At 62.8% G+C, this 22,759-nt stretch carries 17 protein-coding genes; all 17 read right to left on the bottom strand.

Translation table 11 applies throughout. From position 1 onward, the window contains the following. Positions 1-339: 339 nt before the first annotated feature. Positions 340-8,856 (bottom strand): hemagglutinin, encoded by an 8,517-nt coding sequence (locus tag ACN9M1_RS27510; RefSeq protein ID WP_426401022.1) that lies wholly within the window; start codon positions 8,854-8,856, stop codon positions 340-342. A 190-nt stretch (positions 8,857-9,046) separates the two neighbouring features. Further along, on the bottom strand, positions 9,047-10,426 hold the full coding sequence (locus tag ACN9M1_RS27505; RefSeq protein WP_045204906.1) for a hypothetical protein: 1,380 nt from the start codon (positions 10,424-10,426) through the stop codon (positions 9,047-9,049). A gap of 19 nt (positions 10,427-10,445) precedes the next feature. After that, the gene (locus ACN9M1_RS27500) at positions 10,446-11,591 is read right to left on the bottom strand and encodes an ABC transporter substrate-binding protein (RefSeq protein ID WP_426401021.1); all 1,146 of its coding nucleotides are present in this window, start codon (positions 11,589-11,591) and stop codon (positions 10,446-10,448) included. Between the two features lie 86 nt (positions 11,592-11,677). Beyond that, on the bottom strand, positions 11,678-11,851 hold the full coding sequence (locus ACN9M1_RS27495; protein ID WP_426401020.1) for a hypothetical protein: 174 nt from the start codon (positions 11,849-11,851) through the stop codon (positions 11,678-11,680). 65 nt (positions 11,852-11,916) lie between these two features. Then, the gene (locus ACN9M1_RS27490) at positions 11,917-12,216 is read right to left on the bottom strand and encodes a hypothetical protein (RefSeq protein WP_045204908.1); all 300 of its coding nucleotides are present in this window, start codon (positions 12,214-12,216) and stop codon (positions 11,917-11,919) included. A gap of 176 nt (positions 12,217-12,392) precedes the next feature. Continuing rightward, positions 12,393-12,782, bottom strand: a complete 390-nt coding sequence (locus tag ACN9M1_RS27485) for a hypothetical protein (RefSeq protein ID WP_426401019.1) — start codon at positions 12,780-12,782, stop codon at positions 12,393-12,395. Positions 12,783-12,814: 32 nt separating this feature from the next. Further along, complete coding sequence (locus tag ACN9M1_RS27480) at positions 12,815-13,369, bottom strand: hypothetical protein (protein WP_426401018.1); 555 nt, start codon at positions 13,367-13,369, stop codon at positions 12,815-12,817. A gap of 4 nt (positions 13,370-13,373) precedes the next feature. Then, positions 13,374-13,823 carry a hypothetical protein gene (locus tag ACN9M1_RS27475; protein WP_045204911.1) on the bottom strand — a complete coding sequence of 150 codons (450 nt, stop codon included), beginning with the start codon at positions 13,821-13,823 and terminating at the stop codon, positions 13,374-13,376. 3 nt (positions 13,824-13,826) lie between these two features. After that, positions 13,827-14,525 (bottom strand): StbB family protein, encoded by a 699-nt coding sequence (gene stbB, locus ACN9M1_RS27470; protein WP_426401016.1) that lies wholly within the window; start codon positions 14,523-14,525, stop codon positions 13,827-13,829. 43 nt (positions 14,526-14,568) lie between these two features. Continuing rightward, a complete protein-coding gene (locus ACN9M1_RS27465) occupies positions 14,569-16,008 on the bottom strand; it encodes an LPD7 domain-containing protein (RefSeq protein WP_426401014.1) in 1,440 nt (479 codons plus the stop codon). Next, a complete protein-coding gene (locus ACN9M1_RS27460) occupies positions 15,939-17,750 on the bottom strand; it encodes a type IV secretory system conjugative DNA transfer family protein (protein WP_426401012.1) in 1,812 nt (603 codons plus the stop codon). The genes ACN9M1_RS27465 and ACN9M1_RS27460 overlap by 70 nt, the downstream gene beginning before the upstream one ends. Then, positions 17,747-18,103, bottom strand: coding sequence for a hypothetical protein (locus tag ACN9M1_RS27455; protein ID WP_426401011.1), 357 nt, complete (start codon positions 18,101-18,103; stop codon positions 17,747-17,749). Before ACN9M1_RS27455 ends, ACN9M1_RS27460 begins: the two co-directional genes overlap by 4 nt. Beyond that, the gene (virB11, locus tag ACN9M1_RS27450) at positions 18,100-19,146 is read right to left on the bottom strand and encodes a P-type DNA transfer ATPase VirB11 (RefSeq protein WP_426401010.1); all 1,047 of its coding nucleotides are present in this window, start codon (positions 19,144-19,146) and stop codon (positions 18,100-18,102) included. The genes ACN9M1_RS27455 and virB11 overlap by 4 nt, the downstream gene beginning before the upstream one ends. Continuing rightward, entirely contained in the window at positions 19,143-20,405 is a 1,263-nt protein-coding gene (locus tag ACN9M1_RS27445; RefSeq protein WP_426401009.1) for a TrbI/VirB10 family protein, read from the bottom strand. The genes virB11 and ACN9M1_RS27445 overlap by 4 nt, the downstream gene beginning before the upstream one ends. Beyond that, positions 20,398-21,105, bottom strand: coding sequence for a hypothetical protein (locus tag ACN9M1_RS27440; RefSeq protein WP_426401008.1), 708 nt, complete (start codon positions 21,103-21,105; stop codon positions 20,398-20,400). Before ACN9M1_RS27440 ends, ACN9M1_RS27445 begins: the two co-directional genes overlap by 8 nt. Further along, positions 21,106-21,906, bottom strand: coding sequence for a TrbG/VirB9 family P-type conjugative transfer protein (locus ACN9M1_RS27435; RefSeq protein WP_426401007.1), 801 nt, complete (start codon positions 21,904-21,906; stop codon positions 21,106-21,108). Continuing rightward, a complete protein-coding gene (locus ACN9M1_RS27430) occupies positions 21,903-22,625 on the bottom strand; it encodes a type IV secretion system protein (RefSeq protein WP_426401006.1) in 723 nt (240 codons plus the stop codon). The genes ACN9M1_RS27435 and ACN9M1_RS27430 overlap by 4 nt, the downstream gene beginning before the upstream one ends. Positions 22,626-22,759 lie beyond the last annotated feature (134 nt).

The following is a 22,759-nucleotide window of genomic DNA, read 5'->3' as shown; positions in this document are numbered from 1 at the left end:
CAAAATTTATTCGAAGCGATCCAGCACCCACTCGACTTACGCCAACAACGTCCTTCAATAAGAATCCGATCAAGGGAGCACAACTATCCGGGCTCGCGAAATCCCGGGTGCCACACGTCCCTTTTAGGGAATACGACAGCCCTGCCTCTACGCAGAATGCCACCTTATAGGTGGTACCTGGAGTCGTCTGGGGACGTGCGAAATCAAGCTTCGTGATCGACGGTCCAAAACTAATTAACTCCAGATAACAACCAGATAGAAGCCCCTCGTCAAAATCACTTGGTAACTCGTACATAAGAGACTCCAACAGCGCCACAACAATCCTCTTGTGGCCGCAAATTAACGACGCGGTGGTGGGACAGAATCCGGAGGCAAGGGTACGTGAGTATCCCCTCGTCCTCTGCCGGGCTTGCCCGTCGATGGGTCCATAGGCTGCTTATTTCCATTTACCCAACGCCAATATCCATTCTCGTAACCCGGCATAGGAGATGTGCCCGGCGGCATTACTCTAACGTGCTCACCGTCCGCTGGCTCTGTGCCAGGAGGGTAATACACCTCGCCACCATTCTTGCCAGGTCTGCTCTCCCAATCTGGAGGAATTACCGGAGCCTGAGGCGGATTCGTAATCTGCTCCGTGTCTTTGGGAAGTTTAGGGGGGCCTTTGCTGCTACCACTGTTTGCCCCATTGCCATCTCCGGTCGAGACATCTACCTCGCTGCCCGAGCTGAAGAGCGGACGACCACTAGCAAGCCTGTCAAGGAGCGACCCGAACAGTCCCCCAGCCGCACCACCGAGTGCAGCACCACCCGCAACTTCTAGCGGTGTCGCGATGATGTTCAATCCGCCAGTCGCGGCATCGACCACTACAGAGCCTGCTGCCGTGATAGCACCGCCAACCGCGGCACCGTGCGCGGCCAGCTTCTTACCGCATCCGTTTGGATCTTCGCTGCCACACGTATTGTTCAGCACCTCGTTCTGGGCTGCGGTTGCCGCGGAAAGCGCATCGTGCCCCAACGCTGCAGCCACGCCGCCACCGGCGATCATCGACAACGCAGTGATGGTCGCCAATTGAGCGGCGGAAGGATTGCCCTGGCCATCGGTTACGGCAGTCGCGATTTGATTCGCCACAAGCGCGCTCGTTGCCCCGCCAATCGCCCCACCTGCACATTCATTGCCGGACAGACTTGCGGCGGCGCAGCCGAGCAACGCGTGAGCCGTCACGTTGGCGAGAATACTTCCTGGCGTCGCGCCTGCCGCGCCGATGCCGGGCAGTTCCGCCCCAATCGCATTCGCACCCAGCGCCGCCGCATCAGCCACCAGACCATTCGTAAACGCCTGCCCGAAGCTGCCACCATACGCGACAGTATTCACGCCCGCACTGATAGCTGAACGCACCAGACTAGCTTCCGCGAATCGGCCCAGATTGGTCCCAGCCGTGGCCCAGTCTCCAACGCTAATGTTGCTACCAATCGTCGAAACGCCCGCGCCACTCAGGTCCAACGCAGACAGCGCTCCATCCGTAAGCCCTGCCGTAACGTCCGCCACCACCCCCGCGATAACGGCTTGCTTGAAATCGATCGTACCGGTCGTCAGCACTTGGCTGGCCATGCTGGAAAGCATGCCGGACAGCAAGACTCCCATCACACCGACGCCGGCGCCCATCGTCACGATCGAGATCGCTACTGCAGCGACTGCCCCGACCCAGCTTGGGAATGGCCCCTGTTCCTTGATGAAATCCTGGTGGATGTCGTCCGATGCCGTTCCAGCCGTGTACTTCAACCCGAGGTTGGACGACAACTGCGAAATCAGCGCATCAGTCGCGGCCTGATCCTTCGTGCCATCCGCATTGCGCACGATGAACGCATCGTTGATCGCATTGATGGCATTGGCCTGCACGTTCAGGTTCACCGCGCTCATGAACCCGCCCGGCTGCACCTGCGTGCCGGTCACTTGCAGCCATCCGCCATCCACCTTGTAGGCCGACGTACCGATGTCCACCACATTCGGCGCGTTGTCGATCGTGCCGGCCTTGACGTTGAGCGTGTCATTGGCGGTGACTTGGCCGCTATTGCGCAGCGTGCCATCGACGTTCAGGTTGACGTTCTGCCCCGCGATCACGCCACCCGCCGGCTGGGTGACGGCATCCGCGTAGCCTGCCGGCAAGTAAAGCTGCGGCACCAGTGCGCTCACCATCGGGCAAGCGGTGCTGGCGACCGTATTGCAGTTCGGGTCTGGCACCTGCTGCGTGACGTACCACAACATCGGCTTATCCAACTCGGCGATCTGCTGTTGCGTCAGCGCCTGGCCGAGCTGGATGTTGTGTGCTTTCGCGTAATCAGCTGCGTCCTTGTACAGGATCAGCTTTTCCTGATCCGTGACGGACAGCTGATTCTGGTTGTCGTACGTCAGGCCGCTGATGAAGCTGCTCTGGCCGGTCTGCTGCTGAGCGGCCTGCAACAGCTTCTGGTCTTCGGTAAACGGATCGAAGTAGAACGGTGTGCTGCCCGGCTGCAGATTGGCTGGCAACTGCGCCAAGAGGGAATTCGGCGTCACGCCCGCCAACACCGAGGTCGCCGGGTTCTGGTTCAGATAGGTCGCACCGTTGACGCTGGGAGTCGGCGCACTGGTCGTATTGCCAGCCGCCGGCGCGTTGAAGTGCCAGGTCACCTGCGAGCTGCCTGGTGCCGCAGGCGTCGTTACGATTGTCGGCTGGAAACTCCAGACCGGCGCTTGCACGGGGGCCACATTCGCTTGCGGCGCACCACCGGACGCACCGGACGTGGTCGGAGCCGCGGCTCCCGATTGAGCGGTCGGGCCACTACCCGCAGTGCTTGCTGCCGGCAGCGCTCCAGTCGGACCCGGAGGCGGCGCCAACGAGATCACCTGCCTGCCTGCCACGGTCGGCGGTGTCGGTTGATTCGGATTCGTAATGCCGTTGGTTAGCGCGGCTCCGCTCACGTCGACGGTGCTGCCCAGCAAGTTGCCGGTATTCAGCACTTGTCCACCGGAGGTCACCGACAGTGCATTGCCGGCTTGAATCCCGGAAGCCAAGTTGCCGAGCACCGCAACGCCACTGGTGTTGTGGCGGATATCCGAACTGAACAGCCCCGTCTCTTCGACCCACAACCCATGCCAGTTGGCGTTGAGCGCGATGCTGGTGTTGTCAATGCCACCGGCCATGCTGACCGTGACATTGCGGCCCCCGGTAATCAGCGCCCCGTTGTTGGTCAGCGTAGTACCCGACAGCTTGACGTCGCGTGCGGCCGAGATGACGCCCGCGGGGCCCGCCTGTGTCATCTCATCCGATGCACACTGGCTTTCCTTGTAGGTGCCCCCGGCGTTACAGCCACCCGCGTAGCTCGGGTTCATGTTCCCGTAGCTCTTGTGCAGCGTCACGGGTGCCATGGTCGTGTTGACCACCGTCGGTGCACTGATGGTGACATCACCCGCCGTCGACTGGATCGCGCCGGACGTGTTCGTCAGCACATTGGTGGCCGTCAACGTTACATTGCCGACAGCGGCCAACGTGCCATTGTTGTTCTGGATGTTCGCGGCGTTGACGGTCAGCGTGTCACCAGCTGCTACGGTATTGGGGGTCTGTTGCCAGGCGAGGGTATCCACATGAGCACCACCTTCCTTACAGGTAGCGGCTCCCGGCAGGCAGCCCGGCGTAGTGGTGACCTGGCTGATATAGGCGCCTTGGTTGGTGAACGTGCCGGGCGTCGTGATCGTGACCTTGGCGGCGGCTGCAATGTCCCCCGCGTTCACCAGGTCACCGTTTCCGGTGAGCGAGAGATTGCCGCCACTCAGAATCTGTCCCGCCTTGCCCAGCGTCTGCGTCACCGAGGATTGGCTCGGCGCCGATGTCGTGTTGCCGGAGGCATCCTGGTTCAAGGTCACCTGGGACGCCGTCGGTGCCGGCGTGGTGCAGCTATCGCAGCTCGACGGATAACCCTGCGGCTGGCCGTACTGCAGTTGGCGCGGCTGGAACGGATCAACAACGCCATTGGAGCCGCTCTGCCCCATGTGCTGGAGCTGCGCGATGAACGCCGCGTACTCGCCCGCATTCACGACATCCGTCACGCTGCTGGTCAGCGTTGCAGAACGACTGTTGTCCAGCGTGCCTACGTTGAGCGTGACATTGCCCGCCGCCTGAATCAAGCCGCCCTTGTTTGAAAGGCTGGCGGCAGTGATGTCCATCGCCTTGCCGGCGACGATCTGACCGGCGGTGCCGTCGGCTTGGCGGATGATGGTGCGGTCTACAGTCGGCAGCGCTACAGACTGCGTGCCCGATTGAGCCCCCGCCGGCAGCAGATGCCACATGTCGACATAGCCGAGCGAGGCGCCATTGTCGCCGCCCCCCGAATAGACGCCAATGTAACCCGTCGCCAACTGCACGGATGCGCCGTCCGGCGTGCGTGCCAGATCGCCAATTGTCAGGTTCGTGGTCGGGCCGGGCGCATACGGGCTGGAGCAGGTGTCGCAGCTGCCGGTGCTCACCCACGGTGCGTAGCTGCCAATGATCGTCGAGTTCAGCAGTGAGTCGTTGAGCACCTTGCCGAAACTGCTGCCGGCATCCACCGGGCCACTACGATCGTTGATAACGTTCTGCGCGGCGATATGAATATTGCCGTTGGCGCCGATCGTGCTGGCGACGTTGTTCAGCGTGCCGCTCAGGTCAAACTTGAGGTCGCCATTGGCTTGGGTCTTGCCGCCCCGGTTGTCGTAGTTGGAACCGGTGACGGTGATATTGCCCAGCGCCTCAGTCGTCCCACTGTTCTGGATATTGCCGGCGAGCGCCAGATTGCCATCAGCGTGAATCGTCCCGGAATTGGCGAGATTGCCGGCCGACAGCGACACATTGGCGCCGCCCACGATCTGACCGCTATTGGCCAACGTGCCGGCAGTGGACAACGACAGGTCGCCCGCCTTCTGAATCGTGCCGCTATTGGTGATGCCCTGCGCAGCATTGATCGCCACGTTGGAACCCTGCACGTTCCACGTCTGCGTGTTGTTGATCGACTGGACCGACACCGTCAGGAGGTTGTTGGCATTGAGCGTGCCGGTGGCGGCCGCCGACGGATCGAACCCCTGATTCGGGGTGTTGACCGTCAGGTTGTTGCCCGCCAGTACTTGGCCGCCAGCGTTGTTGAAGCTGCCCGCGCCGCCGTTGACCGTGAAGGTCATGTTTCCCGTGGTTGGGGATTGCCCGCTCAGGTCTCCCGCGAAGAACGTACCGCCCTGGTTACTCTTGAGCGTGTTGGTAGTGACGTTGAGTGTCTGCGTGCCAACCACGAGGCCATTCGCGTTATCGACGCTATTGGCCGCGGTCAGGTTGACGGTCTGGCCGCCGACGGTTCCGCGGTTCACCACATCGGTCGCGTTGACGGTCAATTGGTTCGCCGCGAGCGTGCCAGTGTTGTTGAGCGTACCGGTGGTGACGGTGGCCTGCTGGGTGGCAAGCGTCGAGCCTTGGTTGTTGACGGCCGCACCACCCAGCGTCAGGTTGGCTGCATTGCTGCTACCGGTGAGCGTCAAACCGTTGGTGGCAACCGCATCCAGCGTGCCTTGCACGACATTGGCCTGGTTCGCTTGCGAGCCGACCGTGATATTTGCACCACGCAGTGTCGCATTGCCGCCGACATAGTTCAGTTGGCCAACAGTGAGCGCCTTAGTGGCACCGGCTTGCAGGTCGGAACCTGTTTGCAGCTGACCGGTCAGGGTTGTGTTTTGCCCGCTGCTGATGTTGGTCTTGCCCTGGCTCGCCAGGTTGCCCGAAACGGTGGTGCTGCCGGCCTGCGACGCAAGCGTCGCGTTCTTCCCAGCGTAGACGGCGCCACCGATGTTCAAGTCCTGGGCCGCGCCGGCGTTGACGTTACCGTTGTAGGCGAGGACAGAACCGGTGCTGGTCAGTTGCCCGGTCTGCGCGTTCAGGCTGACATTTCCCCCGACACTGGCGGCTGTGCCGTTGACGGTCAGGTTGCGTCCGGCCGTGGCCTGCAGGTCAGTGCCGGCCGCCGCTCCGCCATTCAAGGTCGCATCACGCGTGGCGGAGACTGAGACGGTCCCCGGTGCGCTAACAGCGCCGCCTAGGTGCACGTCGCCCAAAGTGCCAGTGCCATTGGCGGTCAGGTTGACCTGGTTGCCCTTGACTTGGCCACCAAGGTCAATGCTGCCTGCGGTGACGGTGGCCGTCTGGACCGCGCTCAAGGTACCCGTGCCCGTAGTCGTCTGGCTGGCAGAGAGTGACGCATTGCCACCAGCGGCGACGTCGCCGGCCAGCGTGATGGATTGGCCTGCCGTCACGCTGGTGTTGCCCGTACTAGACACCGCGCCGCTCACGGAAACCGCGTTGCCCGCCTGCAAGTTGGCATCGACGCCGCTGCCGACTTGGCCGCCCACCGTCAGGTTTTGTCCCGCACTGAGCGCGAGCGTGCCATTACTGCCGATCTGGCCCGACGTGGTCAGGTTGCTGCCTGCGGTGACGGTGGCGGTGCCCGCTGCGCTGACAAGACCGCCCAGGTTCGTGTCGGTGCCGGAGGTGACGTTCAGGTTGCCGGGGGTCAGGACGGCACCGCTGGTGGTCACGGCGCCGGTGCGCCCTGTCAGACTGACGTTGCCCGTAGTGCTGCCGACCGTACCGCCAACGGTGAGATTGCGTTGCGTCGCGAGGTTCAGGTCGCTGTCAGAGACCGTGCTGCCGTTGATGGTGGTATCACGCGCGGCCGAGAGTGTAATCGCGCCCGGTGCGCTGACGTTGCCACCCAGCGTGATGTCGCCGATACCGTCATGACCCGCCGCCTGCATCGCGATCTGGCTCGCCTTGACGTCGCCGTTGACGCCGATGCTGCCGCCCGCCTGAATGCCAATCGCTTGGCTCGCGGTGAGATTGCCGGCACCGCTGACGGTGTTGCCAGTGGTGACGTTCAGGTTACCGCCGGCCTGGGTGGCGCCGCCGAGCGTCGCGGTCCGCCCAGCGGTGAGCGCGATGTCCTTCGCCGCATCGAGCGTACCGGCCGTTGTGATGTTGCCGGCCGCAGCGTGGATGGTCGCGTTGCCATTCACGGCCGTGGTGCCACCGAGGCTCACGTCTTGTCCGGCGCTGGCGTTCAGGTTGCCCTGGCTTGTGACCCAGCCTGTCGTGGACAGCGTGCCGTTGGCGGCCGCCAGTGTGAGGTCGCCAACGCTGCCAATGGCGCCGGCCACCGCCAGATTTCGACCTGCGTTGATCGTCGTGGCACTGCCACCGGTTAGTTGCCCCGCGACGCTCGCGTCGCGCGCCGCTGTCAGCGCAATGGCGCCCGGCGCGGAGACGGTGCCGCCCAGCGTGACGTCGCCTGTGCCGTCCAGACCTTGGGCCGTGGTGGTGATGGCGGTGGCGTTGAGATTGCCGGTCAGATTGACGCTGTTGGCCGCCGTCGCAGCAAGTGCCTTAGTTGCCGAGAGATTTCCGGAACCTGTGACACTGCCACCCGCGTTCAAGGTCAGATTGTTGCCCGCCTGCGTGGCGCCGCCGACGTTGACATCGCCGCTTGCGGAAACGGATACGTCTTGCTGCGCCTTCGCCGTGCCCGTCGTGGAGACCCCGCCGGTCGAGACAATGCCGACGTTTTGCTGCCCGTAGACATTGCCGACCGTCACGTTGCCGTTCGCATCGATATTGACGTTGGACGTGTTGGCGGCCAAATCGCCCGCCGCCCGCACGCCCAACCCCTGCGCCGTGCTGATGAGCTTGATCTGCCCTGCCGTCATGGCGCCGAACGCCGTGGCGTCGATGGCCAGGCCGTTCTGTGCGGTCGCGCTGTTAGCGGCGTTGTTCTGGCCGGTGCTGCTGACCTGCCAATCGGAGCCGGCGTGGCCGGTGCCCGTGGCCACGGGCGTCACCTGCTGGTTACCGGCGATGAGGTTGATCTGGTTGCCGGCATACAGCGGCGCGTTAACGCCGATCGTCTGGCCGATCAGATTGATCGCCCCCACTGTGCCCTCGATGCCCGCACCATTGGGGCTACCCGCCGCGGGGTCGATCTGGATGCGGCCGCCGTTGACCGTATAGCCGATCGCCGTTGCTTGGTCGAAGCCGACCGGGGCACCACTGCCGTTCAGGAACTGCGGCGTGCCGGTGACAAGACTCACTGCGGGCGTGTTCGTAAAGCCCGCACCCTGCAGATAGACGCCCGCGGGTGCCGCAAAAATGACGCTTGCCGGCGCGCCGAAGACTTCGACCGTACCGTTGATACGGATCGGTGCCGTGCCCGTGACCTGCGTCAGGATGGTTGACGCTGGGCCGGAGGAAGCGAGATTCGGGTTGCCTGCGACGTTGCCACCCAGGAACGTGCCGCCGCCGGTGAGGCTGTTGTTCATTACCAGGCCCACGCCATTGTCGACCGTCAGCGACTGCAGCAGGTTGTACGACAGACCGGCCTGGTTCGGCGTCGTGATGTTGATGGTCGGGACACCCGTCGTCGTCTGGGTAATGGCGGGCGTGAAACGAATGGGGGCGGTGGGGTCGGTAATTGGCGCGGCTTCGGCCTGCTGGATACCCCAACGAACGAGAATGCGGCCCGTGGTTTGCCACGACGCGATCAGGTTGCGAAGTGACTCGCTGGCATCGTTGCCATGTGTCGCAATGATCGCCGCGCTCTGTTGAGCGGCCTGCCACGAAATTTGTACGGGGCCCAGCCAGCTGAGGACGGCAACAGCACCTGCAATGGTGCGGGCGAGAACCGAGCGCCTGGCGCGGTCAGTACGACTGACAAGGGTGTCGTCCCCGCCCGAAATGCCTGGTTCTTGTTGTTGTACTGCGGCACGCGGCTGCGCAAGCGCGGGCCGCGCATTGGCCGATACCGGCTCGCGCATTGCAGAACTCCCCAAACCTGTTGTTTAGCGGGGTCGCTGCATGGCCATCAACGGAAGATGTCAGGCGCCCCTTCTTGGACTTGGGGCGGGATGGTAGAGGAACACAATGTGGTGCGCATCCCCCATCGGATGGGAACCGATCTGAAAGTTTCTTATGTCAGATCTTTGCCGCTCGCATCGTGGAATCACACTAGGCGCGCCCCGCCGCGAGCGGTATCCCAGCCAACGCCATCAGACGACCATACACGCGCTTGCGCAACCTATCGTCCCGGTCGGCCTGCTCGCCGTCGTTCCGGACTTCGTGCTCGATGATCGCACCGCGCTGCCGCATGATGGCGTGCGTGGCCGCCTTCTGGTCCAGGTATTCCTGCGAATCCGCCCCCATGGTTTCGACCAGGACGCGACGCGACTCCCCATTCGCTCCCATTGGCGCATGGACTTCCAGCTCGAAATCCGCGCGGCAGTGCGTGATCGTGCCATCGGCCAATGTCACCTCGCTATCGAACAGTGGCTTCTTGAGCGTGACTGTGACGCCCTTCTTTTTCACCCACTGCATGGCGTCCAGAAGCAGTTTCAGTGTCTGCCGCTCATAACTGCTGTCCAGAGGTATTGGTCGGTTCATCTTGAAGGCATGCTGAGCGAAGGCTTCGCGCACGCGAGCGACGCCGTTGTCGTCCCGATCGATGACTGCAAGCACCCAGTACGGCGGATTCGCAAAGTTCTGGTCCCGGCCCCCGATTCGAATCCCACTTGCCGGCGACACCACAGCTGGCTTCAGACGGGTCAACTTGGTGGCGGCCGACGCAGTCACCTTGTCTGCGACAAAGAGGAGATAGCCCATGCGCTTCTTGCCCTTGGGCCACTGCAATTTGTCGATGTCGGCCATGAAATCGACCGGTTTGGTCCACGCGCGGGTCTTCATCATGTCCCAGAGCGTGAGCGCCTCTGTCACCTCTTCCTCAACGGCAAATCGCTCCAGGCGGTCCCAATGGGTCAAGGATGCTTGACTGGTGTCCAGGTCATCCGTGGAAACCGCGCTGAATCCTGCCTGTTCCAAGAGGGTGTAAAGGATGCGCCCGAGCTTTGGCAAACGGCGTCCGCGATTCGGACCACTACCGCCACCCGCGCGTTTGCTGGGGCGCTTGCCCCCCATTTCGTAGACCTTATCGAGATAGTCCAGCGAGTTCCGGATTGGGTGCAGCGCCGGGTGCTTGCCTGGCTCTCCTTGAGGATCGTCCTCGTCTTCGGAGGGATCGGTGCGAAAGGTCTTGAGCACGCAGGAATGCGCATCACGTCCAGCAATGCGCACGAAGTGCCGAGGTCCATCGGCTCGAATGCGCGCGGTCATGCGCGGCCGCTCCTCGATCGCCTCTCCATCCCGGCAATCGCACTCCAGCCAATAGCGCGGCTCCTTGCCGTTATGCATCTCGGCAAGGATGGCCTCGACAACCTGTGCGTCGTGCGCCTGCGTTTGCATGCCGGCGCCGCAATACCGCCGAACCGATTCCGCCTCTGCCTTCGTGAGTTGACGCAGGATGGTGTTGTTACCGGTATTCCGAATCAAGCGCATCGATTCCCGTCATCTGTTCCTAGTTCAGCACCCGCCCTTCGCGGCCGATGATGCCGATGTCAACGTATTGCGAGCCCTCGTACTGCCTCGGGCCGTAATTGAGCTCGAAGTCGCCTAGGTCAAAGGGGCCACGTGTCTGCAGCGCCCCCCGAATCGCGTCTGCGGTCACCGGGCCAGTGACCTTGCGCAACGCTTCAACAAACAGCCTAGCCGATGCGTAGCCCTCCAGCGCGGTCGACGATCTGGCCAGATCGAGGCGGCCGGCTGCCGTCATGTCGGCCACAAATGCGCGGGCTAACCTGGTGTTGCGCTTGGTGAGCGCCGGCATCACCTCTGCGATACACACACCGCGCGCCAGGTCCGGGCTCGATGCCCGCACCAGCTCGTCGGCAGATGGGGTGGAATCCGTTGTCACCACCGCGTTGCCACCCCGCTCCCGGTAAGCCCGCAGGAAACTGCCGATGTTCACGCTATCGGAGAACATCAGGACGACGTCGATGTCGTCTTTCAGGACAGTTTCGGCGAGATTGACCAGCTTGCCCGTCTCCATCATCTTCGCTTCCAACGGCACCGCCAGCACCGGCTTGATCGAAAGCGCTTGCATGGTCGCCATGCTCTTGTGCAACCCATCTTCACCGAAGGCGTCTGCCTGATACAGCACGGCAATCCGTTTGCCGCCAAGCGACACACTTTGCCTGACCATCCGGTCCGCCTCGGCCTTCAGGCCCGCGCGGATATAAAACACCCAATGGTTCTCGGGCATCTGGCGCACCTGAGTCGACGAAACAATGGCACCGATCACGGGGGTGCGGCCTGCATCCAGGACACCGCTCTTGATGAGCGCAGCAGTACGTGCAGATCCGTAATAGTTGAGGAAAGCCGCGGGGTGCTGTTGCCGAATGACGTCTCCGGCACGTTGCGCCGCCGTTTCCAGGTTGCCGGAAGCATTGAGGGTCACCACCTTGATGGTGTGGCCGTTCACACCGCCAGCGTCATTGACCTTGCGAAGGTACACCTGCGCCGCATCCGCAGTGGCGCGCGTCGAGGGTTCCACCGATCCCTCCAGCGGCAGCACTTGTGCAACCGTCACAACGTCGGCGATAGCGTGACTGGCCAGGAAAGCAACGGCCACAGTCCCCAGCATGGCAAAGCGTTTGATCTTCATTATTGTTATCACCTAAAAAAGCGCCGGCTCACGCCGGCACAATGGGAATTCGCTTCGTCGCGTTTCAATCGGCGGTCGCAAGCTGCTTACCAAAGTGAGGCTGGCAACTTTGCTTCAATCGCCTTGAGCGTTGCCAGCGTTTCCAGTTGCGTGGCTACCAACGTGGCAAGAAGGTCGCGGACATCCTGGCCATGCCCTGGCTGCGACATGGGCAACTCCAGCTCGACATTCGAAACTGATGTTGCGTTGCTCTTCGTCATCGGTTCACTCCTCCGAAATACGCATTGGTATTGGCCTTCTGCTACCTGTGGTCAAGCGGTGCTTCCTATTTGGTCGCCTCGCTATCCCCAACCCAACGCGATGGCTCGCCAGACGCGACCGCAGGGGCACACGTTTGTCCGTTGAGCTTCGAGCCAATCGAGAACGCCTTGCTGTCGAAGTAGCAATATTTCGGCTCACGCGGCGCTCCCTGCGACGCCAGCAGCGCGTGAATGGCATGCAGTTGCTCCAATTGCTGGACCTGAATCGAACTCATCTTGACAAGGTCGGCACTAGGAACTTGAGCACATACCTGTGTCGTCGCCAGGAGCGCACTCAGCGTGGCAAGCGTCCGAAGTTTCATCATCGATGTCCTCCAAAAAGTTGTGTTGGTGTGTCATTGGCAGTCGACATCTGGGCATGCGCCGCGCCGGCGCCAACATCAGCGGTCGGGCCTATTCAATTGGTTTGGGTGCGTCCAGATCCCCGGATGGTCGATTGGCAGCGGGTTTCCTCCACCTGCTGTCAGGCTGTACTGGCGGTCTAGCGCCGCCGTTTGAGCACGATGGCGGCAACCGCCGCCAGACACATCGCAGAGGCGCTCACCACCCAGACGCGCCAATCCACGATGTGCCGTATCGAGGTGCAAGCCATCTGCGCCGTTTCATTGGGAAAGCGAGCAAGGAGCGGGGCCATACTCATCAGGAACGCATATCCGACGAGCAGCAATCCAAATGCTGTGCGTTCAGCTTTCCAGTCCGACAGCAAATCATCATCTGTCACCCCTGCGTCGACATCCTCACTAAGACGTACAGGAACACGTTCAACACTCTTTCTCCCCGACAGACAGCGTCGCCCGCGAGTTGCACCTTTTGTCGCTTGCCGCTGCTTATCCGAGTCCACCGCCGGCCGATCTTCTTGCTTCTTCTGCATAAACTCCCCCCAACTGGTGTGTTGGACGCCACCTACCAATGCACGCGCTGCTGCCAGACGTTGTCCTGGTAGAGATCAATGGCACGCGGACTCTGAGCCTTCTGCCAGACAACCCGGTCGTACACGTTGATCGTCGTGCCATCGTCGTTGCCGCCCATCTGATAGCGGCCGACAAACCTGCCGACACACGCCCGCTGTCCTGCAGTAGCGCCTAGCTGCGGCGCCGCCGTCTGGCTGTAACCAAAAACACTGTTTGCCGAGGACTGACCCTGCACCACGTATTGATCGGGTTCGGCCGGCTGCAGCGGCGAGGGACATGGGTCGAACGGATCGTTGACCGGTACCGCCCGATTGCCGGTGGCCTCCGCCTCTTCGCAGCGCGGGAAGGGGCGGCCATGTGCGAGGTCGTTGTACAAGCGGTTGATGGGGTCAACGCATTCGGCAACCCCTTTGGGTCCTCCGTTGGAGGCAGGGTTGGCCAGGCACAGCAGGACCTTGCAACCGTAGTCGCTCGCGCTCGCGTGGCCCGCTGCAACAAGCATGGCGAGCGTGCCGATTCGAACCAAGGAATGGAGAGGCAATTTCATGGAGTCAATGTGAAACAAGTCCTACAACAATCCAGGTGGTCAGCACACTCGCCACGGCCGCGCTGCAAAGCCCCACCACAATGCGGTCCAGGTATCGGCCGACGCCTTTGGCTGAAGGTGAGGTAGCCGGTTTGCCAAGCACGTCGCGCACGACTTCAAGCAGTTGCGACCGTGCCTGCTCAGAGGCCTTCACAGTGACCGCGCCGACGAGCATCTCGCGCGCGGCGCTCGCGTCCTTGACTGCGGCGGCCATCTGCACGATGCGCTCAGCCAGGAGCGTGTCCACGCGGGTGGTCTCCTTCGCAAACTTGAGCGCTGCAAACTCGCCAGCGCGCTCGATGGCCTCCCGTGCCTGCGGCACCACCTGGCCGAGCGCCGCGACTTCCTCACGCAGCTTGTGCACGTCGCCCAGCAGCTCGGCCAACAGCGCCTCTTGTGCAGATGTTTCCGCCATGGCTTAGCGCATCAGCGCCGCGAAGACGCTATCGAGTTGAGCGTTCACACCCACCGCCAGGCGACGCATGGCGACCTTGCGTGCCAGTTCGGTCTTTTGCTCTGACGTCTGCGCTTCGCGGATCATGGCCTTGTAATCCGTGGCGTCGGCCAGCAAGTCACCGATGGTGATCGGGCTGTTGGCCAACTTACCGAACAGTTCGTTCTCGTGGATCGACGCGTCTTCGCGCAGCACAAAGCCGCGATGTTCGTCGTGGAATGCAAACAGCGAGGCAAACTTGGACCGCAGGGCATCGCGCGGATCGACCATGTTCAACACAACACGGATGCGCTCACGCTCGATACCGATCTCATCGGACAGCGCCTTAATCGTCGCGAGCGTGTCACGCTCCTGTTTCGCATCCGGCACCGTCGGCACTACGAACATGTCGAAGTCCTCATGTGAGCCGCTGTAGCTCTTCATGCGGTTCACCAGGTCTTCCACATTGGACGCGCCAATATCGACCACGGCATCGTCCAGTGCCAGGAGCTTCTCCTGCAGGGATCCGAATTCACTACCCCGCATGGTGGGTCCATCGTTGTCATCGGCATTGATTGACTCGATGGAGATCACCGACGCGTCGCCCAGCCTCGGCGCCAGAAGATGGCGCGCCACCATGCTCTTACCCACGTTGCCGGAGTAATTCATTACTGCAATGATCATTTAGGGGCTCCTCTACGGTTCAGAATTCAAAGTTGGTCTGGTTTCAGCGGTCCAGCTCCATGCCCTGCTCGACCGCCGCGCGCTCGTGGGACTTGGCAGGCTGTCCTGGCTGGCCCGGTGCAGCCGCCCTGGTTCGGTCTACGTCAGGGCGCTGCGCAGACCGGCGCTGCGCCATGGTTTTTTCGGAAACTTTCGGGGTCGGCATGTCGACCTTGCGATCCTTGTAGGCGGCAGCGCTGGCAATCACCTGATCGAACTCCTTGCGGCACTTGTCCTGCGTGGCCGCTGGCCAGTTCGCAATCTGGCGTTCCAACACCATGCGGGCTGCGGCAATGCCGATGCTTTCCTTCTGGTTTCCGCCCTTGTCCGGGGCGGCTGCCGGCGTCGGCGCAGCGGCGCTTGTCGGCTCAGGCTTCTCGGCCGAACGCTCGGCCGGTTTGCTGTCGTCGGCGTCAAGACTGTTTTCCTTCTCCTTGCTGCGCTCGCCGGCACTGATGCGCATCTCTTGCCGTGCCGCTTCCAACATCGCACGGTCCTGCGCACGCGGTCTAAAGCCTTTGCTCTTCACGCCGGCGAGTTCCGCGGCGATCCACCCCTGGCGCCGGAACTCTTCACTGCCTCGCAGCGTCACCGTGCCCCAGTTCTTTGCCTTGGCGACCTCCACCATGTTTGCGAGGACGGTGCGGTCATTACTCTCGGTGGAGAGCGAGCGCCCCTTGTCCTCAAAGTGCACCTGCTCGGTCTTGCGGTCAACAAACTTTCCCTCGTGCGCGACATATAGCGCCGCGACCTTTTGCGGAATCTCGTAACCGGTCTTCTTGAAGATGGGCTTGGTGCCGGACTTGCTCACCAGCGCGCCGCCAGCGGCGTCCCTCTCCTTCTTGGCTGCCGGCCCCAGTTGCTCTTTTCCCTTGGTAGCCGCCCGCGCCTGCTCTGCCACTTCCCGCAGCATGGCTTCGGCACGCGCCCGATCGGTCTTGCGTGTGGCCTTGACCGAGACCAGATCAAGATCGGTCAGCCGATCGGCCACCGGCTTCTCCGGCTCATTGGCCGGCTTCTTGGCATCCGGCTCGTTGGCCGCTTCCCCCACTGCAACCTTGTCGATCTTCTGGTCGACGGGCGTTGCCGGCGTTTCCCGCAGCTCGCGGTGAAGACCACGTTCGGCCGACTGGTAGCGCAGCTCCAGCGCCACTTCGGTTGCGGGGTCGATGAACTCTGGCAACGGTGCATCCGTGCCGGACTCCCGCCAGACATCCGCCGCGGCGTACCAATCGCGCTCGGCCAAATCGCGCAACCCTTCCACAATGGGGTCGAGGTCAGTGCGCTGCTTGCGCCAGTCCACGGCCGTTAATTGCGCGCGAAGCTCGTCGGCGCGCTCCTTGATGGCTTCCGGGCTGTCGAAATCAATGGTGTTCATGCGGCATTCGCTCCTGCGGTGTTCAGGATCGCCATCACCTCGCCGAAGTACGGCATGGCGCCGCACATGGCCTCGGTGATTTCGTCCTCATTGGTGAAGTCCGACGCCTGCAGGAAGACCAGCTCGTCCGGCTGCACGGGTCGGCTGTCATCCACTTGCTGGGCATCGAATCGGGGGGTATCTCGGAGCACGAGGGCCATCACCTCGTCGAACTCGGGCATCACCTGGCGCATGGCCAGCACAATCGCGTCTGCATTGGTGATGTCGGAGGCCTCCAGGATGGCCAGCTCATCGACCTCGACCGGCCGGCTGTCATCGGGCTGCATTGAGGCCTGCGCCGGCGACACATGCCAGTACGCCTGGAAGTCAACTTGCGGCAGCGCGATACTGCCCTCGCCCTTGGTCAGGAAGGCCTCTTTCAACTGTTCCTCGTTGGGCATCTCGTCACCCAAGGCTGCAAGTGACGGGCTGACTTCCTTAAGACGATCGATGAAGACCTTGTGCTTGTAGAAGAACGCCTTTTCAGCCTGGATTGGCTTGCAGTTCTCCAACGTCACGATGAGCTTCTCCTGCCCCATCTCCTTGAGTTCCTGGGGGAGCATCAAGGCGCGCCTCTGGCCCGATTCGCTCTCCCCCGTACTATTCGACCGTGCACCGCGGTTGCGGCTCTTGGAGCGGGCGATGGCCGTGAAGTACCCGAGCATCTCGGAGTACTCATTGGCATCCTTCTGCTCACGCGGCGGATACAGCAGGTGTGCGCCATGGTTGGTGATGAGCGAGCGGGCGCCCTGCTCCCCATAACACTCCGTCACCTGCGCAACCGACTGGATGACCGTGGCCAGGCGCAGGTTGTAGCCGGCCATGTAGCCGTTGGCCTGCGCTATGATTTCAATCTTGCCGGGCGCCGTGGATTCGTCGTTGAGCAGCAGGCATTGGTATTTCAGTTCCGGATTGCTCTCCGGCAGCTCGCGCAGGTTCAGGTTGATCAGTTGCGAATAGAACAGGTTGACCAACAACTGCGCGGAGGCCTCGGCGAGCTTGCCCGGAGCGATGCCGACATAGATCGTCATGCGGCGCTTGCGCACGTCGGCCAGATCAAAGTCGGACTTGCTGGTGGCCGCTTCCACCACCGGATCGGTAAAGATCTGCAGCGGCGCGTTGAACGTCGACAGCACGTTCCCCAGCGTCGTCTCTGGCTGGTTCAGGAAGCGGTTGAGCGCGTCAACGCAGCGCCACGAGAGCGGCGCGAGGTCGGTGTCCGTGCGCGAACGCGTTTCCAGAATCCCCTTGAGGTACTCCTTGATCGGTTTGCCCTTGCCCGAACTCTGGCGCAGGATCTCGCCCAGCGTGACCGGCATCCCGGGCGTCTCGCGCAAGTACAGCGTCAACCCCAGGAACAAGCTGCGTGCGTTGTCGTTAAAGAAACGTGCACGGGGCTCCACCTTGGCCGGATACAGTGCGTCTCCGATCGACATGATGTCGCCAATCTGCAGGTGTTCCGGGCGCTGCCACACCGCATCGAAGATGTTCCAGCAGTGCGTGTGGCCCGTCTCTGAGAACGGCGCCCACAGGTACACCTCCTGGCCGTTACGCTGCCGGTACAGCGACGTGTACTTGAAGTTCTCTTCCTTGACGTCGAGTTGCACCACCGAATGCGGGTAGTGCAGCAGGTTCGGGATCACGAAGCCGACCCCCTTACCGGTTCGGGTGGCAGCCGCCAGCAGCACGCCTTGCTGGCCGTGATAGATCAAGGCCCCAAGCTGCGGATGCCAGCCAACGATGACGCCGGGGTGGGCTTCCTGGCTCATTGCTCACGCCCCACCAGGCCAGACTTGCGGATCTCGGCGAGCGTCGCAAAACGGGCGCTGCCGTGCAGTTCCCGCTCCTTGTGCAGCTTGGCCAGCGCGATGCCGATGAACACGAACGGGACCGCCGTGATGGCGGCCGCCACCAGGCTGCATACGCCCAAGGCCTGCTTGACCGGTTTCACGTCCGCATAGACCTGCCAGTAGCGGTACAGCGTGGTCACGCCCACAGCAGAATCCGGTAGCTTCTGCAGCTTGGCAAAGAGCGTCGCGCCAGCCAGCTGGCCACCGATCGCGAAGCCACTCACCAGGACCAACCCGGCCACCACGGCGACGATGAATTGCGGCGTTTTCATGCCAGCCCCCGCTGCAGCTTCCACTTCTCCACCGGGTCGAAGTACAGCTGCGTCATGCGCTTGGTCTTCTTGTCCATGAAGGCCACCACATCAATCGTGCGTTTGACTTCGCCCAGCAGGTAGTTCCAGTCCAAGGTCAGGCCGACCGGGCTTTGCTTGATGAGCGTCGCGATGCGCGCGAGCGCGGAGATGCAATCATTGGCGTGCACTGTGGTCATGCCACCCTCATGGCCCGTATTGAGCAGGGTCAGGTAGTCCCATGCTTCATCGCCGCGCAGCTCGGACAGGTACACCCGGTCGAACTTCATGCGCAGCGTCGACTTGACCACCTCCCTCGCAGGCAGTGTGTCGCTATAGAACAGGTGCGTACGGTTCGGGTGATAAGGCAGGGACAGTTCATGCGTGTCCTCGATCGTGCCGATGCAGGTGTCGTACGGCACCATGTCGGCCAGCGCCTTGGTGAGCGTCGTCTTGCCGGAGCCCGTGCCGCCCACCAGGACGATGTTCATGCCGTTGAGCACGGCCAGCACAAAGAAGCGGCGGATGTCGCGCTGTTCCTTGGCGGCCATCATCGCCAGCTCGAACGGCTCCAGATCGACACCCTCCGGCACGGTCGTGTGGGGCGAGACGTCCCGGTAGCCCTCGAACACGCCAAAGCCGATGAGGTCGTCGAGCGAAAACCGGTCTGCACTGGCGATACGGATGGTCAAGGACACCGTGTTGGCCTCGCACGCCGGCGGAATCACCACCTGGCCGCGTTCGCCATCCGGGAGCACCACCGATTTGATCGGGTCCTGTTCGGTCAGCGGCCCCTTGCCTTTATTGAAGTTCACCAGCGTGTTGGCGAGGCGCCGAGCCATGTCCAAAGAACACTCAGGCGCCACATAGCGCTGCCAACCCGCACGGCTTTCGGTCCAGATCTCGCCTGGGCGATTGATCTTGATTTCGGTCACGCCAGGCGTGGCCAGGAATCGCGCAATGCCCATCTGCTTGAGCAGACTGCGCACCGTGGTGGACTTGTCATGTTCGAGCGCAGTCGTCATTGAGCACCCCCTACCAGGGACGGCACGGCCGAGACCAGCTCGTACTGCTTGCTGAAGTCGATGTCGCGCGCCACGAAGATATTAATGAGCGCACCCTGATTGGCGTAGCCCGTCGGCGGGATGTTGATGGTGTTGCGCAACGTCTCGGCTGCCAGGCTCTGCGTTGCCTGGGTCGTATTGGACAAGTTGACCGTGGTCGAGCCACTGGAGCTGGTCGACTGGTTGGCCACGGCCTGGCCGAAGTCGCTGATCAAAGCCACCATGGCGGCACCGCCGAAGCGTTGCCAGAAGTGGTTGTCGACGTAGGCGTCCATGCCGCTGGCACCCAAGGCATCCGTTACCGGCGAATCCAATGGCACCGTCACCGGACCATCGTCGATGCGCGTCATCAGCGCGAAGATGCGCGCCTGACCTTGCAGCAATGCCGAGCGCTGCTCCCCCGTCACCTCGGCGCCCTTACGCAGGAGCAGTGTGCTGCCGTCCGCGCTGTACACATCGCGCACCAACGAACACGAAGTCATGCCCGGGAACGTCGTGACGGTCTTGGTGCCCATCACGCACGGGAGCATGGTGCCGCGCTTTAGCAGGTAACGCAGGTCGGGCAGGAAGCCCGCGCGGACCACGCCGGCGCGTGAGGCTGCCGACGGTGTCAGTTGCTCATCCAGGCTGTTCTTGCTGCCGCCGCCACCCAGTGAAGGTGAAGGTTGGACGGACAACGCACCACCTTCTCCAGGTGTCGGCGCCGCCTGGCCCTTGCGTTGTGCCAGCACCGTCACATTGCCCGCCAGGCGGCGTTCTGCCGGTGTTTCGACATGCTGCTGAGTGCCGTTGCCGGGCGTCGCGCCAGCCGACTGGGTATTGCCCCCAGCCGTGCTCCCGGTACCGGACGTGCCGAGGCTGTTGGCTGCCTGGGCGCCAGCGGGGGTGGCCAGCCCGCCCAGGCCCGTAGCAGCGGTCGCGCCCTTGGCCTGCGCTTCCTCGTCTTTGATGCGCCGCTTCTGCGCTTCCAGATCGGCGTTGTCTTGATCGGAACGCGCACGCTCCTTGGGCTTGGTGCGTTCCGCCTCCTTCTCTGCAAGCTTCATGTCGGTCAGCCGCTTGACGAACAAGGCGGCGCCGCCTGCGGCCATGGCCAGCATGAGCACCACCACGATCAGGATGACCAGCTTCTTGCTATTGGTCTGCTTCTTGCCTCGGCGCACCGAGGGGATGCCGCGCTCTTCGGCCGGCGCGGGGTTGATTTCGTTGGGGTCAGTCATGCGCGTAACCGAATTGAGGGGTGGGCAGCCCGCTGCGCAAGCTCATCCGGACAAGGCGGATGTCGCCATCGGCGGGCGTGTTGAAGTGCTGGCGCAGCATCGTGGCGATCGCAGCGCGGTAGTGATTGCGGAAGCCAAAGCGAACGCCCATCACCGCCATGGCGCAGATCTGAACCACCATGAACAGCGCGCCGTATTGCACGAGCGTGCGCGTCCAGTGCGTCAGCGCCGCTGGGTCGGCGTTGGACAGTGCCCGAATCATCGCGATATGCGCCTCCGGCTCCAGGAGCGCCAGCGCAATCGCGCTCCACGCGATTCCCAGCGTCAGGCCGACGAATAGCCTGCTGACGATCACCATCGCAACCCGGCCAAGATTGAGCAGCTGAGCCACCGCAATGCTGCCGTCGTGCAACGCCAGGCATTGGATCGCCGCATACTCAGCATCGGTGACGGTGCCGACCTTGACGTCATTGATCCAGACTTCCCACGCAAAGGGCGCGTTGGCTCTCGCCCTGCGGGACAAGCTCGTGTCCACCAGCTTGAAGAGGAGGTGTCCAAGCAGGACGCTTACGAGGAGAGCAGCCACGGATACCGCCAGGCGCAGCGACGCGCCGAAGACATAGCCAAGGCCCAGGGAGGCGATCACGGCAGGCAGCATCAGGACTGCCCAGCGTTTGAGTACGTTGTGCATCCAGGTCATTCAGTGCTCCTTCGTGAGACGCACCGTGCCGGGCACCGTCGTGCCGGCGGCGTTGTAGTGGCCCTCAGGGGAATAGCCGTCGTTGCGGATGCCCAGCACCGAATTGCCCAGGCGCGCCAGGAATTCGCGTGCGACCTCGTGCACGACGATCGTGTCGGCTTCCATGTGATAGGCCGGCAGCGCCTCGGAGCCATCGGCCCGCTTGACGTAGATGCGCGGCAGTTCCCGTGCGGTGGCGTAGCGGAAATACGTGAAGGTGCCGTCGTCCCAGGCAGCAGTCGGCGCCAGTTCGGTGTTACCGCGCATCTGGTAATCCGCGTTGCGCGGTTTGAACGTGCTCGCACCGATGCGTGTCATTGCCAGCACCTGCGCGCGCTTGCGAGCATCCTCTGCCGCCGTGCGGGCCCGCGTGTCCGGGTAGTCGAACTTGAGCACCCACGTGGCAGGCGTACCGCGCGTGGCCGTCACCAGGTCGAAGGTGTAGGTCCGGCGATTCGTCACGACCATCAGATTGGTGTCGGGCCGCTGCGCCGCACGTTTGAGCAGGATCCAGTTCTTGTTGGCCGAGACGTTCCAGGCCTTGCCGTCGCCCATGCCGGCGCCGTCGTCCTCGATCGTCTCGCCGGGTTCGAGCTGCAGCATGATGGCTTTGCCGGGCGTGGTGGCCACCTCATAGATCTCATTCGGGTCGTAGACGGCGCACTGGATGTGGCTCTCGAACCCGCACGCGCCGGGGATCACGCGCGCGGCCGCTGGAATCGCCGCCAGCGTGAGGGCGGCAACAGGAATCCATCGCTTCATGGGTGGGCTCCTTCCGGCGAACTGGTGTCCTCGCCGCTGCGCGACCAGTCGCGCGTCACCGTGTAGCTGGTGGCCTTCCAACCGGTGGGGTTGATGTCTTGCAGGTCGCGCTTCTCGGGCACGCCGTCATGGCGGTACGAGATCGTGGCCACCCAGTACGTGGTCTCCGGCTTGATGGCCGAATTGAGCGGCACGTATTTGCGGGAGAACATCACCTGGGCGGTCGTGCCGACGAAGCTGATCGCTCCGACCTTGGGGATCACGCGCGCTTCGTTCTTGAGCACCTTGAGCGGCGAGTGGTCGCCGCGGATGAAGTTGTCGTATAGCTCGCCTTCTTTCTCGGCGCTCATCGCCATCACGGCGTCGTGCATGTCCTGGATGGTTTCCCAGTCGTAGCCCTCTCGCCGCTCGACGTACTTACGCAGATCCGCGCGGTCTTCTTTCTCGGTGAAGGTGACCTTGCCATCGACCGTGGTCGGCAGCACGTCGACCTTGCCAGTCGCGTTGTCCACACGCAGGACCGGGGGCGGATTGGGACGCTTGACCACCACCACGGCCGCCGCACCGGCCACCGCGACAATCGCAATCGCACCCATCCACTTGACCGCCAGCAATGCGGCGTCGGCCACCCGCTCACGCGATTCCACACGCGATTTGGCGAGTTGCTTGCACTGTTCCAGATACCACTTGCCCAGCTCCAGGTCATCGACCCGGGGCATGGGCGCAGTTCCGCCAGGGGTGCTGCCCTGCAGCTTGTTTCTCAAAAGATTGAACATGTCCGTCCTTACTTCGACAGTGTTCGATTGATCGGTTGCCATGCGCCGGACGGCTGGGGTGCCTCTGGGGCGCTGCT

The organism is Ralstonia sp. R-29 (assembly GCF_049913345.1).
Taxonomy (GTDB): domain Bacteria; phylum Pseudomonadota; class Gammaproteobacteria; order Burkholderiales; family Burkholderiaceae; genus Ralstonia.
This window is presented reverse-complemented; position numbering and strand designations above follow the sequence as displayed.